The 14,081-nt window shown below is 65.6% G+C and carries 9 protein-coding genes and 2 tRNA genes; 8 read left to right on the top strand and 3 right to left on the bottom strand.

What is annotated here, in order from left to right; all coding sequences use genetic code 11:
* Window positions 1-148 precede the first annotated feature (148 nt).
* Window positions 149-1,273 carry an IS481 family transposase gene (locus U9J41_RS16005; RefSeq protein WP_322403183.1) on the top strand — a complete coding sequence of 375 codons (1,125 nt, stop codon included), beginning with the start codon at window positions 149-151 and terminating at the stop codon, window positions 1,271-1,273.
* Window positions 1,274-1,333: 60 nt separating this feature from the next.
* Here U9J41_RS16005 and U9J41_RS16000 read toward each other — a convergent pair whose 3' ends face one another.
* The 3 genes from U9J41_RS16000 to trxB form a co-directional block, all read right to left on the bottom strand.
* Complete coding sequence (locus U9J41_RS16000; protein WP_322403182.1) at window positions 1,334-3,505, bottom strand: ATP-binding protein; 2,172 nt, start codon at window positions 3,503-3,505, stop codon at window positions 1,334-1,336.
* Window positions 3,506-3,652: 147 nt separating this feature from the next.
* A complete protein-coding gene (locus U9J41_RS15995; RefSeq protein ID WP_322403181.1) occupies window positions 3,653-4,294 on the bottom strand; it encodes a Smr/MutS family protein in 642 nt (213 codons plus the stop codon).
* Between the two features lie 102 nt (window positions 4,295-4,396).
* Entirely contained in the window at window positions 4,397-5,350 is a 954-nt protein-coding gene (gene trxB, locus U9J41_RS15990) for a thioredoxin-disulfide reductase (protein ID WP_322403180.1), read from the bottom strand.
* A 187-nt stretch (window positions 5,351-5,537) separates the two neighbouring features.
* On the opposite strand from trxB, the gene U9J41_RS15985 reads away from it, so the two are divergent.
* The 7 genes from U9J41_RS15985 (at window position 5,538) to U9J41_RS15955 (ending at window position 14,027) form a co-directional block, all read left to right on the top strand.
* Window positions 5,538-8,195 carry a DNA translocase FtsK gene (locus tag U9J41_RS15985; RefSeq protein WP_322403179.1) on the top strand — a complete coding sequence of 886 codons (2,658 nt, stop codon included), beginning with the start codon at window positions 5,538-5,540 and terminating at the stop codon, window positions 8,193-8,195.
* Between the two features lie 185 nt (window positions 8,196-8,380).
* A complete protein-coding gene (gene lolA / locus U9J41_RS15980; RefSeq protein ID WP_322403178.1) occupies window positions 8,381-9,001 on the top strand; it encodes an outer membrane lipoprotein chaperone LolA in 621 nt (206 codons plus the stop codon).
* Window positions 9,002-9,081: 80 nt separating this feature from the next.
* A complete protein-coding gene (locus U9J41_RS15975) occupies window positions 9,082-10,398 on the top strand; it encodes a replication-associated recombination protein A (RefSeq protein ID WP_322403177.1) in 1,317 nt (438 codons plus the stop codon).
* A 241-nt stretch (window positions 10,399-10,639) separates the two neighbouring features.
* Window positions 10,640-11,935 carry a serine--tRNA ligase gene (serS, locus tag U9J41_RS15970; RefSeq protein WP_322403176.1) on the top strand — a complete coding sequence of 432 codons (1,296 nt, stop codon included), beginning with the start codon at window positions 10,640-10,642 and terminating at the stop codon, window positions 11,933-11,935.
* Between the two features lie 81 nt (window positions 11,936-12,016).
* Window positions 12,017-12,106 (top strand) — tRNA-Ser (locus tag U9J41_RS15965).
* A gap of 472 nt (window positions 12,107-12,578) precedes the next feature.
* Window positions 12,579-13,859: a glycoside hydrolase family 5 protein gene (locus U9J41_RS15960; protein WP_322403175.1), complete on the top strand. Its 1,281-nt coding sequence runs from the start codon at window positions 12,579-12,581 to the stop codon at window positions 13,857-13,859.
* A gap of 78 nt (window positions 13,860-13,937) precedes the next feature.
* Window positions 13,938-14,027: transfer RNA gene (locus U9J41_RS15955), tRNA-Ser, on the top strand.
* The last annotated feature ends 54 nt before the right edge of the window (window positions 14,028-14,081 follow it).

Raw genomic sequence — 14,081 nt, 5'->3', positions numbered from 1 at the left:
GGCATCACGCACGCGTCGCGCGTGGGCGGAGGGCGTGTTCAGCACATAGACATGGGTAACACTTGTCTAGAGACATAGGTAACACCTTTTATGATCATTGCACAGCTAACAATCGGAGCGTGCAATGCCTTGGAAGGAGAGTTCCCGAATGTCTTCTCGTCTTGAATTTGCTCGCTTAGCGACAACACCTGACGTAAATATGCAGGCCCTTTGCCAGTCTTTCGGCGTCAGCCGTAAGACTGGCTACAAGTGGCGTGATTTGTACCTTCAACACGGTGCCGAAGGGTTGGAGGACCGGTCTCGCCGCCCACATTTATCGCCCAAGCGCAGTACCGACGAACTGGAAGCGGCGGTTGTAGCGCTCCACGATGAGTATCCATGCTGGGGAGCGCGCAAGCTCAAGGCGCTGCTGCCCGAAAAATTCGGCACTCCGCATCCCAACACGATCTCAGCCATTTTGCGTCGCCACGGCAGGCAGTTGGTGCCGCATGTAGATGTGATCAATGCCGCCAAGGGCCGCTTCGAACACGAGGCACCAAACCAGCTCTGGCAGATGGACTTCAAGGGACATTTTGCACTGACCGACGAGAAGGCCGGACGCTGTCATCCGCTGACGATCCTGGATGACCACTCGCGATACTCGGTCTGTTTGACCGCTTGCAAAGGAGAGGATGGGCAGACGGTAAAGGACGTGCTGACACAGACGTTTCGCACCTACGGCATGCCGGAGCGGATTACTTGTGACAACGGCACGCCTTGGGGAACGGGAGGCCACGGCACGCTGTCCCGGCTCGAAGTCTGGCTCATCCGCTTGGGCATTCGAGTCGGCCACAGCACGCCATATCATCCACAAACGCAAGGCAAAGCCGAGCGGTTTCACCGAACGCTCAAACGTGAGCTCATCAACCGCTTCGGCTTCACCTCGATCGATGCATGCCAGGAAGCCTTCGACCGCTGGCGCAATCAATACAATCTGGTTCGGCCGCACGAGGCGTTAGAACAACAGACGCCTTCGACCCGCTACGCCCAAAGTGCCCGTTTCTTCCCTTCCGAACTACCGCCCGTCGAGTACGACGAAGGCGAAACCGTGCGCACTGTGCATCGCCACGGCCAAATCAGCTACAAGGGTGGCGTGTACTTCGTCGGCGAAGGCCTGTATGAACAAAAGGTCGCCATTCGACCAACAGAACAAGACGGCGTGCTTAAAATCGTCTTTTGTCATAAAAAGGTCGGTCAAATCGACCTCACCGCCGCTAAAATGGCGACCAGGTAGTGTCACCCATGTCTCTAGACATGTGTTACCTATGTCCCTGTGCTAAACAGGGCGCCCACCCTACAAGGTCGGCGCCAGCGGCAGCCGCACGGCAAACACCACCTTGCCGTCCTCGTGGCGGTACGCGATCTCGCCCTCGTGCTCGCGCACGATCTGCTGGGCGATGTACAGCCCCAGCCCCATGCCCGTGCGGTTGCGCGGATTGTTCAGCGCGCTGCGCTTGAACGGATTGAACAGCGCGGCTTCCGTCTCCGGCGCGATCGGGCTGCCGGCGTTCGCCACTTCCAGCACGGCCTGGCCGTCCGCCGGTGCCAGGCGGATCGCGATCGGCTGGTTCGGTTCGCCGTGGTGGCGCGCATTCGACAGCAGGTTCGAGATCACCTGGCCCAGGCGGCCGCCATCCGCCAGCACGAACGCCGGGCCGAGCGTGTGCGCGTCGTAGACGATGGTGGGGTAGGCGAGACGCGCTTCCTCGACCATGTCCTCGACCAGGGCCGCGAGGTCGACCGGCTCCCGGTCGATGCCCAGGCCCATGCCGCGGTCGATGCGGCTCATGTCCAGCACCTGGCCGATCATGCGCTGCATGCGGTTGCTGGACGACCGGATGCGCGTGCCCAGTGTCCCCTTGTTGCTGCCGGCGTCCGTCCGCTCCAGCACCATGCCGGCCATATTGATCGAATTGAGCGGGTCGCGCAGGTCGTGGCCCAGCATCGCGAGCAGCTGGGCGCGCGTCGCTTCCGTCTGCGCGCGGCGCGTGTTCGAGACGCGTGTGAGTTCCCCGAGCATCATGCGCGCATGGGTGAGGATGCCGTCCTCCCACGGGTGGGCGCGGCCGCGCACCGTCTCGATCCAGGCGTCGAACGACCCGCGCGGCGTCAGGCGTTCGCCCATCGGGCCGGCCGTGCTCTTGTCCGGCTTGCCGCCCCACGCCACTTCCTCGACCTGTTCCGTGCGCAGCAGCACGCACCAGCCGCCGCTGGGCGGATCGAACGGCAGGCCCAGCATGCCGGCCCATTTGCCGAGCCGGGGCCGGATCGCGTCCGGCCAGTCCTGCACGCAGCCGCGCGTGACGACGTCGTTCGGCTCGGCCGGCAGCGCGGCGACGACGGCCTCGCCCAGCGCCTGGTCGACGCCGCGGCAGACGACCCGCCCGTACTGGGCCACGACCAGCGCCTGCGCGTGCGTGGACTCGAGCAGCCCGGCGCCGTGCTGGAGGAGGGCGTCGAGCGGATCGTCTTCCAGCAGCAGCGATTCGACGAGGCGCGTGCGGACCTGGGCCGCGTGTTCCACGAGCGCCGCGTCCTCGCGCGATTCGATGCTTTGCACGGTCGACGCGATCACCTGGGCCAGCACGTCGGCCGCCATGCGCACGGAGTAGGGCACGCGTTTCGGCGCCATGTGGTGGCAGGCGACGAGCCCCCACAGGCGGCCGCCCACGACGATCGACACGCTCATCGACGCGCCCACACCCATGTTCTGCAGGTACTCGACGTGGATCGGCGACACGCTGCGCAGCACGGCGAAGCTCAGGTCGAGCGGCGCCGCGGCGGGCGGTCCCAGCAGCGGCACGGCGTGGTAGCCGACGTCGGCGATCATGCGCAGGGTGTTCAGCACGTACAGGCGGCGCGCCTGCGGCGGGATGTCGCCGGCCGGGTAGCGCTGGCCGAGGTAGGGCACGAGGTCGTCGCGGCGCGCCTCGGCCACCACGTCGCCGGAATCGTCGCCGCGGAACCGGTAGGCCATCACGCGGTCGAAGCCGGTGAAGTCGCGCACCTGGCGCACGGCCGTCTCCAGCAGGCCCTCGACGGTGCGCTGGCGGCGCAGGCGGTCGATCGACGAATGCGCCTTGATCGCGAACTGGGCGACTTCGGCCATGCCGACGTCGCGCGCCTCGAATTCGACGAGCACGCGCCGCGCGTGCGCATGCACGACGCAGTCGTAGTCGCGGCCGCCGATGGCGACGGCCGCCACCATGGCCGGCGCTTCACCGCTGTCGGTCGTGGCGATGCATTCCTGGATGAGTTCCGTCACCGCCTGCGGCAGGCCCAGCGCGCCGTACGGCTGGCCCAGTGCGGGCGCGGTGCCCGCGATCGTGGCGATGTTGGCGCTCCAGCCTTCGATGAGCCCGGTGTCCGACAGGAAGATCAGTGCGCCGTGCGGCTGGATCGAGCCGGGGATGTGGATCGGTTCGTCCGCGCAATTGTGCAGGTCGACCCGCCGCGGCGTTGCCATCGGTACTGGCGTGGTGGACTCCACTCATTCATCCTTATGCTGGCGGCGCCAGGACGGCGCGACGGAGCCTGCATATTACAGCGTTCGCCAGATCGCCGCGGATTTTTGTCAACTAAACACGCCCCGTACGGACGTGCCATGACACATTCACCGGTCGTCGAGCGCGGGACGCAGGAGGACGATCAGGGCGCCGTTGCCGCCGTCGGCCCGGTTCGCCACGCAGAAGGCGACCACGTCGCTCGTCTGCACGAGCCAGCTGTGGACCATGCCGCGCAGGACGGGTTCGCCGCCGGCCGAGCCATAGCCCACGCCGTGGATGATGCGCACGCAGCGGATGCCGCGCTTGCCGGCTTTGTGGAGATAGGCGTCGACGTGGCGGCGCGCGAGGTCGCGCGTGAGGCCGTGCAGATCCAGTTCGTCCTCGACGGGCCAGTGGCGCTTGCGCAGCTTTTTGACGACGTCCGGGCCGACGCCGGGCGCCGACCAGCTGAGGGAGGGGTCTTCGTCGAGCAGGCCGTCGACGTCGAACTGGTCGGACAACATCGATTCGCGCAGCACGGCCGCGGTTTCTTCCTCGGCCGTCCGGGGACGCGCTGGCAGCGGGGTGCCGCGCGTCTCGAAATCGTGCATCGGGCGCCACACGTAGCGGTCGGATTCGGGCATCTTGACGACGTCCTTGACGGCCGCGCCGAATTCGACGGCGTGCTCGCGCGCGAGGCGTTCGCGCTTTTCGCGCTCGGCCTGTTCGATGGCGCGCTGCCTTTCGTCTTCCTTGAGCTTGTCGCGCAAGGATTTTAATTCCGAAAATTGTTTCATCATTGCTGCCGCAATCTACTTCACCCGCTTGCCCCCGGCACGCAGGCGTATCGCCATCGAACAGCCTGCAAAAAATTATTCCAGGGCTTCCAGGTAGCGCTGGGCATCCAGCGCGGCCATGCAGCCCGAGCCCGACGACGTGATCGCCTGGCGGTACACATGGTCCTGCACGTCGCCGGCCGCGAACACGCCCGGCACGCTGGTCGCCGTGGCCATGCCTTCGCTGCCGCCGCGGGTCTTGAGGTAGCCGTTGTGCATGTCCAGCTGGCCTTCGAAGATGCCGGTGTTCGGCTTGTGGCCGATCGCCACGAACAGGCCGTGCACCTTGAGTTCGCGGGTCGCGCCGCCGTCCGTCGACTTCAGCTGCACGCCCGTCACGCCGCTCTGGTCGCCCTTGACCTCGTCCAGCGTCTGGTTCAGCTCCAGCACGATCTTGCCCTCGGCGACCCTGCTCATCAGGCGGTCGACGAGGATGGGCTCGGCGCGGAACTTGTCGCGGCGGTGGATCAGCGTGACCTTGGTCGCGATGTTCGACAGGTACAGCGCTTCCTCGACGGCCGTGTTGCCGCCGCCGATCACGGCGACTTCCTGGTTGCGGTAGAAGAAGCCGTCGCAGGTCGCGCAGGCCGACACGCCCTTGCCCATGAATTCCTGCTCGCTGGGCAGGCCGAGGTACTGGGCGGAGGCGCCGGTCGCGATGATCAGCGCGTCGCACGTGAATTCGTGCGAATCGCCCACCAGGCGGATCGGCTTTTCGTTCAGGTGCGTCGTGTGGATATGGTCGAACACGATTTCCGTATTGAAGCGCTCGGCGTGCTGCAGCAGGCGCTGCATCAGTTCCGGACCCTGGACGCCCAGCGGATCGCCCGGCCAGTTCTCGACGTCCGTCGTCGTCATCAATTGACCACCCTGCTCGACACCGGTCACCAGCATCGGACTGAGATTGGCACGCGCCGCATAGACGGCGGCGCTGTAACCGGCGGGGCCGGAACCGAGGATCAGGACTTTGGCGTGTTTGCGAGTGGTCATGTGTGAACTTCTTCTATTGGATGATGTCCGGAAAGTGGGGCCGGGCAGTGCGGAATCAAGGGCGTTGAACCCGGGATTATAGTCGATGATGCACATGAGCATGAATCGTGGGGCCTGCGCGGCAATATATCGCTTAGAATGGTCATCTTTGGGGCATTGTTACCCGGCAGTACCGTTTCAAACCGCAATGAGCAAGAATAGTCCATCGACGAGCACGACCTATACTCACAAGCCGAGGCCGCCGCGCCAGCCGCTGCCGAACCGGCTCGTGCGCCTGTTGTCGGAGGCGCGCTGGCTCGCCATGTCCGTCGCGCTGTTGTATTTCGTCCTCATCTTGCTCAGCTATAACAAGGCCGATCCGGGCTGGTCGCACGAGAACGCCGTCGCCCACGTCGCCAACCTGGGCGGCCGCGCCGGCGCCTGGCTGGCCGACCTGCTGCTGTTCATCTTCGGCTTTTCCGCCTGGTGGTTGTGCGTCTGCTTCACGCGCGCCGTGTGGCAGGGCTACCGGCGCCTGCATTCGCGGTTCATCGTCCAGGAAGCGCAGCAGGAACCCGAGCACCAGGGCGAGACGCTGATCCGCTGGATCGGCTTCGTGCTGATGTTCGCCGGCAGCGTCGGCCTCGAATACCTGCGCATGTGGTCATTGAAGGTCGAGCTGCCGCGCGCCGCCGGCGGCGTGCTGGGCCAGTTGATCGGCCACGCCGCGCACAACGCGTTCGGCTTCACCGGGGCGACCCTGCTCCTGCTGCTGCTGTTCGGCCTCGGCTTTTCCTGGTATTTCCAGGTGTCGTGGCTGGCCGTGGCCGAGCGCATCGGCGAATCCGTCGAGACGAGCTGGGACTGGTTCCGCCTGCGCTACGAAGACCGCGAAGACCGCCGCTACGGCGAGGTCGCGGCGCACAAGCGCGACGAAGTCGTCGTGCACGAGCGCGCCAAGTACGTGGAAAAACATGCCGGTTCGCCGGTGCGGATCGAGACCCCGCGCGACGACGACGCGGACGAGTCGCGGGACGACGAGCGCCCCGCGCCGGGCTTCCTGGCCAAGATGAAGGCCAAGGTCAAGGCGCGCGGCGACGCGAAGCTGGCCCGGGCCAAGGCCGAGCCGCAGATCGACGATGCCGCGCATGCATCGTCCGCGCCGGCCGCGCCGCCGTTCGCGGCCGAGCCGTCGTTCGACGACGAGCCCTATCCGGAGCCCGCCCCGCGCGCGCCGGCGCCCACGCTCGCGAAGGCGCCGCTGCCGCCGGCCGGTGCGCCGAACCCGGCCCCGATCAAGATCGAACCGCAGATGGTCACCGTGCCGCGCTCCGAGCGCGCCGAGAAGGAGCGCCAGTCGCACCTGTTCGAGGTCCACGGCGACAATACGCTGCCGCCGCTGGCGCTGCTGGACGACGCCCCGCCCGCGCAGGAATCCGTCGCCATCGAGACGCTCGAATTCACCAGCCGCCTGATCGAGAAGAAACTGTCCGACTTCGGCGTCGAGGCGAAGGTCGTGGCCGCGTATCCGGGCCCGGTCGTCACGCGCTACGAGATCGAGCCGGCGACGGGCGTGAAGGGCAGCCAGATCGTCAACCTGGCGCGCGACCTCGCGCGTTCGCTGTCGCTGACGTCGATCCGCGTCGTCGAGACGATCCCCGGCAAGAACTACATGGCGCTGGAACTGCCGAACCCGAAGCGCCAGATCGTGCGCCTGACCGAGATCCTCGGCTCGAAAGTGTATGGCGACAGCGCGTCCAGCCTGACGGTCGCGCTGGGCAAGGACATCGCCGGCAAGCCGGTCGTCGCCGACCTCGCGAAGATGCCGCACCTGCTGGTGGCGGGTACGACCGGTTCCGGTAAATCGGTCGGCATCAACGCGACCATCCTGTCGCTGCTGTATAAAGCCGACCCGGCCGACGTGCGCCTGATCCTGATCGACCCGAAGATGCTGGAGATGTCGGTCTACGAAGGCATTCCGCACCTGCTGGCGCCCGTCGTCACCGACATGCGCCAGGCCGGCCACGCGCTGAACTGGGCCGTGAACGAGATGGAGCGGCGCTATAAACTGATGTCGAAGCTGGGCGTGCGCAACCTGGCCGGCTACAACGCCAAGATCGCGGAAGCGGCGAAGCGCGAGGAACACATCCCGAACCCGTTCTCGCTGACGCCGGACGCGCCGGAGCCGCTGGACAAGCTGCCGACGATCGTCATCATCATCGACGAGCTGGCCGACCTGATGATGGTGGTCGGCAAGAAAGTCGAGGAACTGATCGCCCGTATCGCGCAAAAGGCGCGCGCGGCCGGCATCCACCTGATCCTGGCGACGCAGCGTCCGTCCGTGGACGTGATCACGGGCCTGATCAAGGCGAACATCCCGACGCGTATCGCGTTCCAGGTGTCGTCCAAGATCGACTCGCGCACCATCCTCGACCAGATGGGCGCCGAGACGCTGCTGGGCATGGGCGACATGCTGTACATGCCGCCGGGGACGGGCCTGCCGGTCCGCGTGCACGGCGCGTTCGTCTCGGACGACGAAGTGCATCGAGTTGTAAAACATCTCCAGTCGACGGGCGAGCCGAATTACATTGAAGGCATTCTCGAAGGCGGCGTGGCCGAAGAGGGCGGCGCCGACGGCATCCCGGCCGGCGAAGGCGGCGGCGAATCCGACGCGATGTACGACCAGGCGGTGGCGGTGGTGCTGAAGAACCGCCGCGCGTCGATCTCGCTCGTGCAGCGCCACCTGCGCATCGGCTACAACCGCGCCGCGCGCCTGCTCGAGCAGATGGAACAGAGCGGCGTCGTGTCGCCGATGCAGTCGAACGGCAACCGCGACATTCTCGTGCCGGTCACGAACGCCGAATAGACCGGCGTTGCACGCGGTGACGGTATGCAAACGTGCGCGTGGGCACCTTTCATTCGAGGCCCCCGGGCTCGAATGCCCACCCTACGCCGGCGACGGGTCCGTAGGGTGGGCGGCCCTCCGCCCACGCGTTCCGCCGGCACGAGCACGGCCGCATCGCCGGCTTACAATAAAAGGAAATCCACCATATGACCATGATGCTGAAAACCACGCTGATCGCTGCCGCCATGCTGTTCGCCGGCGCGGCCCACGCCACCGCGCTCGACCAATTCAAATCCTTCGTCGCCGGCACCAAATCGGCCCGCGGCGAATTCACGCAGACCCAGATCCGCACCTCGGGCAAGCCGGGCAAGACGTCGAGCGGCACCTTCGTGTTCGCGCGCCCCGGCAAATTCATCTGGACCTATCAGAAGCCGTACGAACAACTGCTGCAGGCCGACGGCGACACGCTGTACCTGTACGACAAGGACCTGAACCAGGTCACCACGCGCAAGCTGGGCGGCGCGCTGGGCAGCTCGCCGGCCGCCATCCTGTTCGGCAGCAACGACCTGGAAAAGAATTTCACCCTGTCCGAAGCGGGCACGCACGACGGCCTGGAATGGCTGAACGCGACGCCCAAATCGAAGGACACGACGTTCGAGCAGATCGGCATCGGCCTCAAGGACGGTACGCCGCAGGCGATGGAACTGAAGGACAATTTCGGCCAGACCGTGATGCTGAAATTCACGAGCTTCCAGCGCAACCCGGCGCTCGCCGCGCAGGCGTTCAAGTTCGACGTGCCGAAGGGTGCCGAGGTCGTCAACGAGTAAGCCACTTGCGCTTTCGACGCATGGGCCATACATAGGCAAGATGAACGATAACAACGCGCCGCGCGCCATGGGAGCTGCCCGTGGATGACCTTTTCAAGACCGAACCCGCGGCCCCGCTGGCGGAAAGCCTGCGCCCGAAGACCATCGCCGAGGTGATCGGCCAGAGCCACCTGCTGGGCGAGGGCAAGCCGCTGAACCTCGTGTTCAAGTCGGGCCGCCCGCACTCGATGATCCTGTGGGGGCCGCCGGGCGTCGGCAAGACGACGCTGGCGCGGCTGACGGCGCATGCGTTCGACTGCGAATTCATCGCGCTGTCCGCGGTGCTGTCGGGCGTGAAGGACATCCGCGCCTCCATCGAGCAGGCCGAGCACTACCTTGCCTCCGGCCGCCACACGATCCTGTTCATCGACGAGATCCACCGCTTCAACAAATCGCAGCAGGACGCGCTGCTGCCGTTCGTGGAGTCCGGCCTCGTCACCCTGATCGGTGCGACGACGGAAAACCCGTCGTTCGAAGTCAACTCCGCGCTGCTGTCGCGCGCGCAGGTGTACGTGCTCAAGGCGTTGGACGACGACGAGCTGCGCCAGTTGCTGGAGCGCGCGCGCCGCAGCGGCGGGCTGTCCCACCTGCAGTTCGACGACGTCGCGATCCAGACGCTGGTCGGCTACGCGGACGGCGACGCCCGGCGCTTCCTGAACCTGCTGGAGCAGACGAAGACGTCGGCCGATACGTCCAGGACGACGCACGTCACGCGCGACTTCGTCGAGAACGCGCTGACGCTGAACGCACGCCGCTTCGATAAGGGCGGCGACAATTTCTACGACCAGATCTCGGCGTTGCACAAGTCCGTGCGCGGCTCGCATCCGGACGCCGCCCTGTACTGGCTTTGCCGCATGCTGGACGGCGGCGCCGACCCGAAATACCTGTCGCGGCGCATCGTCCGGATGGCGTGGGAAGACATCGGCATCGCCGACCCGCGCGCCATCCAGCTCGCCAACGACGCGGCCGCGACCTTCGAGCGCCTCGGTTCGCCGGAGGGCGAACTGGCGCTGGGCCAGGCCGTCGTCTACCTCGCCATCGCCGCCAAGAGCAATGCCGGCTATAACGCGTTCAATGCCGCGATGGCCTTCGTACGCAAGGATAAATCGCGCGAAGTGCCGGTCCACCTGCGCAACGCGCCGACGAAGCTCATGAAGGAACTGGGCTACGGCCACGAATACCGCTACGCCCACGACGAGCCGCACGCGTACGCGGCCGGCGAGACCTATCTGCCGGACGGCATGCCCGAACCGGGCTGGTACCAGCCGGTGCCGCGCGGGATCGAGGCGAAGATCGCGGAAAAGCTGGCGTGGCTGCGCAGCCTGGACGACGACGCCCGCGCCGGCGGCGAGGACTGAGCGCCCGCCGCCCGAACGGCGCGCACGCACCATTAACGCATGAACGTGGCGCACGTACCATGAACGGGCGCACGCACCATGGACGTGGCTCCCGCACCATGAACGTGGCTTCCGCACTATGAACGTCGCTCCCGCGCAGGCGGGAGCCCAAGTACACCCGGATCGGCACGCGGCACTGGTTTGCCGCCTGCGACTTGGTACAATTGCGCTTTCGATATCCCACCCTGCGACAATCCCGACAATGATAGACATCCAACTCCTCCGCAAAGACATCGACAACGCCGCCGCACGCCTCGCGAGCCGCAAGTACGTGCTCGACGTCGCCGGATTCAACGCCCTTGAGGGCGAGCGCAAGGCGATCCAGACGCGCACCGAGGAATTGCAGGGCAAGCGCAACTCGCTGTCCAAGCAGATCGGCATGCTGAAAAGCAAGGGCGAAGACACGAGCGCCGTGATGGCCGAGGTGGCCGGCATCGGCGACGAGCTCAAGGCCAACGAGACGCTGCTTGCGCAGGTGCAGGACAGGCTGGCGCAGTTCATGGCCGCGATCCCGAACCTGCCGCACCCGTCCACGCCGGTGGGCCAGGACGAGTCGGGCAACGTCGAAGTGCGCAAGGTCGGCACGCCGCGCGTCTTCGATTTCGAGGTCAAGGACCACGTCGACGTCGGCAACGCGCTGGGCCTGGATTTCGACACGGCGACCAAGCTGACCGGCTCGCGCTTCGCCGTGATGAAGGGCGGCATCGCCCGCCTGCACCGCGCGCTGGCGCAATACATGCTGGACACGCACACGGGCGAGCACGGCTACACGGAGTGCTACACGCCGTACCTGGTCAACGCGGATTCGCTGCGCGGCACGGGCCAGCTGCCGAAGTTCGAGGAAGACCTGTTTGCCGTGAAAAAAGGCGGCGCGGAAGGCGAGGGCGAGAACTTCTACCTGATCCCGACGTCGGAAGTGTCGCTGACGAACATGGTGCGCGACGAGATCGTGGCGGCGGAATCGCTGCCGATCAAGATGACGGCGCACACCCCGTGCTTCCGCTCGGAAGCGGGCAGCTATGGCCGCGACACCCGCGGCATGATCCGCCAGCACCAGTTCGACAAGGTCGAGCTCGTGCAGATCGCCCATCCGGACCAGTCGTACGACGCGCTGGAAGAGATGGTGGGCCAGGCCGAGACGATCCTGAAGAACCTGGGCCTGCCGTACCGCGTGATGCAGCTGTGCACGGGCGACATGGGCTTTTCCGCCGCGAAGACCTACGACCTCGAAGTGTGGCTGCCGGCGCAGAACACGTACCGCGAGATCTCGTCGCTGTCGAACTGCGAAGACTTCCAGGCCCGCCGCATGCAGGCCCGCTTCCGTAACGCGAAGGGCAAGCCGGAACTGCTGCACACCTTGAACGGCTCGGGCCTGGCCGTGGGCCGCACGCTCGTGGCCGTGCTGGAGAACTACCAGCAGGCGGACGGCAGCGTCGTCGTGCCGGACGTGCTGCGCCCGTACATGGCCGGGCTCGAGCGCCTGGTGCCGGCGGCTTGAGTAAATAGATCTTCCGTTTTTACCGGAGGCCGTCTATAATGCGGCCTCACGCGAAACGACCGCAAGATGATCGCGCGACCTGGAGAGGTGGCAGAGTGGTCGAATGTACCTGACTCGAAATCAGGCGTACGGGTGACCGTACCGTGGGTTCGAATCCCACCCTCTCCGCCAAACAAACAAGGCCCCATCGGGGCCTTTTTTGTTTGCCGGAGAGAGCAGGGCGCCCGCGCGCCCTGCGAGGTGGGATTCGAAGGGCTGGGCTTGCAAGCCCAGCCCTCTTCGAATCGCCCATCTGCCGTCCGCAAGGCGGACGGCGCCGCGCGCCGCGGGCGCGCGCTGCAAAGCCGAAAGGCACGCACCAGAATCAGCATCGCCTTTACGAGCAGTTCCAGTTCGAAGCCCGGCGAAGCTCGGGCCTCGAACCTCCATCTGCCGTCCGCACCGCAGACAGTCCCGTGCGCTGCGTGGCGCGCGCGCCAAAGCACCCAGACACGCGCCGCAGCCGAAGCCGCCTGCATAACACTGTCGCCAACAACTCTTGAACAATCCGCACACTGATAACACTTCTTTCATCAGCACTACCCATCAGGCATCTGACCTTTCTACTCTGTAATTTTTTTCCAAAAATACAAAGAGGAGATCCATGAGAGTCTTGTCCATGCCGTACGCGCTGTTGCTCGCGGTGCTGCTCACAGGTTGCGGCGGCGCCGGCGGAGGTTCGTCACCGTCGACCGCGGCACCTGTCCAGGCCACGACCCCAGCGACTCCGGCCGCCCCGGCCACCCCGGCACCGGCGACCGCGAGCCCCTACCCGAGCTACAACACGAACCCCGTGTCGCCCGACACGACCGGCATGTCCCACAATGCGCAGCAAATCGCCGCATCGATCCGCATCGGCTGGAACGTCGGCAACACGATGGAAGCAACGGGCGGCGAAACGGGATGGGGCAATCCCCAGGTCTCGAACGCGCTGATCCAGGCCGTCAAGAAGGCCGGTTTCAATGCGATCCGCCTGCCCGTGTCGTGGGACCAGTACGCGGACCAGAAGACGGGCCGGATCAGCGCCGCGTGGCTCGCCCGCGTGAAGCAGGTGGTCCAATATTGCGTCGACAACGATATGTACGTCCTCGTCAATATCCATTGGGACGGCGGCTGGCTCGAAAAGAACGTCACGCCCGACAAGAAGGATGCCGTGAACGCCAAGCAGAAGGCGTACTGGGAACAGATCGCGACGACGCTGCGCGATTTCGACGAGCACGTGATGTTCGCCAGCGCCAACGAACCGGACACGAAGGATGCGACGGGCATGGCCGTCCTGATGAGCTATCACCAGACCTTCGTCGACGCCGTGCGCGCCACCGGCGGCAGGAACGCGTACCGGGTGCTGGTCGTGCAGGGCCCGCAGACCAATATCGACCTGACGGTCAAGCTGATGCCCACGCTGCCGGCCGACAAGGTGCCCGGCCGGCTGATGGCCGAGATCCATTTCTACGACCCGTTCAATTTCGCGCTGATGGACAAGGACGAAACCTGGGGCTACCAGGCGTATTACTGGGGCGCTCCCAATCACTCGACGACGGACACGATCCGCAATCCGACGTGGGGCGAGGAAGCCTACGTCGATGCGCAGTTCGCCAGCCTGAAGACGCGATTCGTCGACAAGGGAATCCCCGTCCTGCTCGGCGAATTCGCCGCCATGCGGCGCACCAACCTGACGGGCGACGCCCTGGCGCTGCACCTCAAGTCGCGCAACTACTACCATACCTACGTCGTCAAGCAGGCCGTCGCCAATGGCGTGGTGCCGTTCTTCTGGGACACGGGCGCGCCGGACGACCAGGCGGGCGGCATCTTCGACCGCGCGACGAACCTGGTGCGGGGCCAGCAGACGCTGGATGCGCTGATGGCGGGCCTGGCGGCGAAATAAGCAGGCGCTTGCGATTATCTTACCCACCGTCTATAATTCGGCCTCACGCGAAACGACCGCAAGATGATCGCGCGACCTGGAGAGGTGGCAGAGTGGTCGAATGTACCTGACTCGAAATCAGGCGTACGGGTGACCGTACCGTGGGTTCGAATCCCACCCTCTCCGCCAAACAAACAAGGCCCCATCGGGGCCTTTTTTGTTTGCCGGAGAGAGCAGGGCGCC

The organism is Massilia luteola (assembly GCF_034420155.1).
GTDB lineage: Bacteria > Pseudomonadota > Gammaproteobacteria > Burkholderiales > Burkholderiaceae_D > Telluria > Telluria luteola.
Note: the sequence above shows the minus strand (reverse complement) of the source record. Positions and strands in the feature narration are given on the sequence as shown.

Coding starts and splice junctions, on each gene's coding strand:
- serS (WP_322403176.1), top strand. CDS start 10,640: ATGATAGACATCCAACTCCTCCGCAAAGACATCGACAACGCCGCCGCA.
- U9J41_RS16000 (WP_322403182.1), bottom strand. CDS start 3,505: ATGGCAACGCCGCGGCGGGTCGACCTGCACAATTGCGCGGACGAACCG.
- U9J41_RS16005 (WP_322403183.1), top strand. CDS start 149: ATGTCTTCTCGTCTTGAATTTGCTCGCTTAGCGACAACACCTGACGTA.
- lolA (WP_322403178.1), top strand. CDS start 8,381: ATGACCATGATGCTGAAAACCACGCTGATCGCTGCCGCCATGCTGTTC.
- U9J41_RS15960 (WP_322403175.1), top strand. CDS start 12,579: ATGAGAGTCTTGTCCATGCCGTACGCGCTGTTGCTCGCGGTGCTGCTC.
- trxB (WP_322403180.1), bottom strand. CDS start 5,350: ATGACCACTCGCAAACACGCCAAAGTCCTGATCCTCGGTTCCGGCCCC.
- U9J41_RS15985 (WP_322403179.1), top strand. CDS start 5,538: ATGAGCAAGAATAGTCCATCGACGAGCACGACCTATACTCACAAGCCG.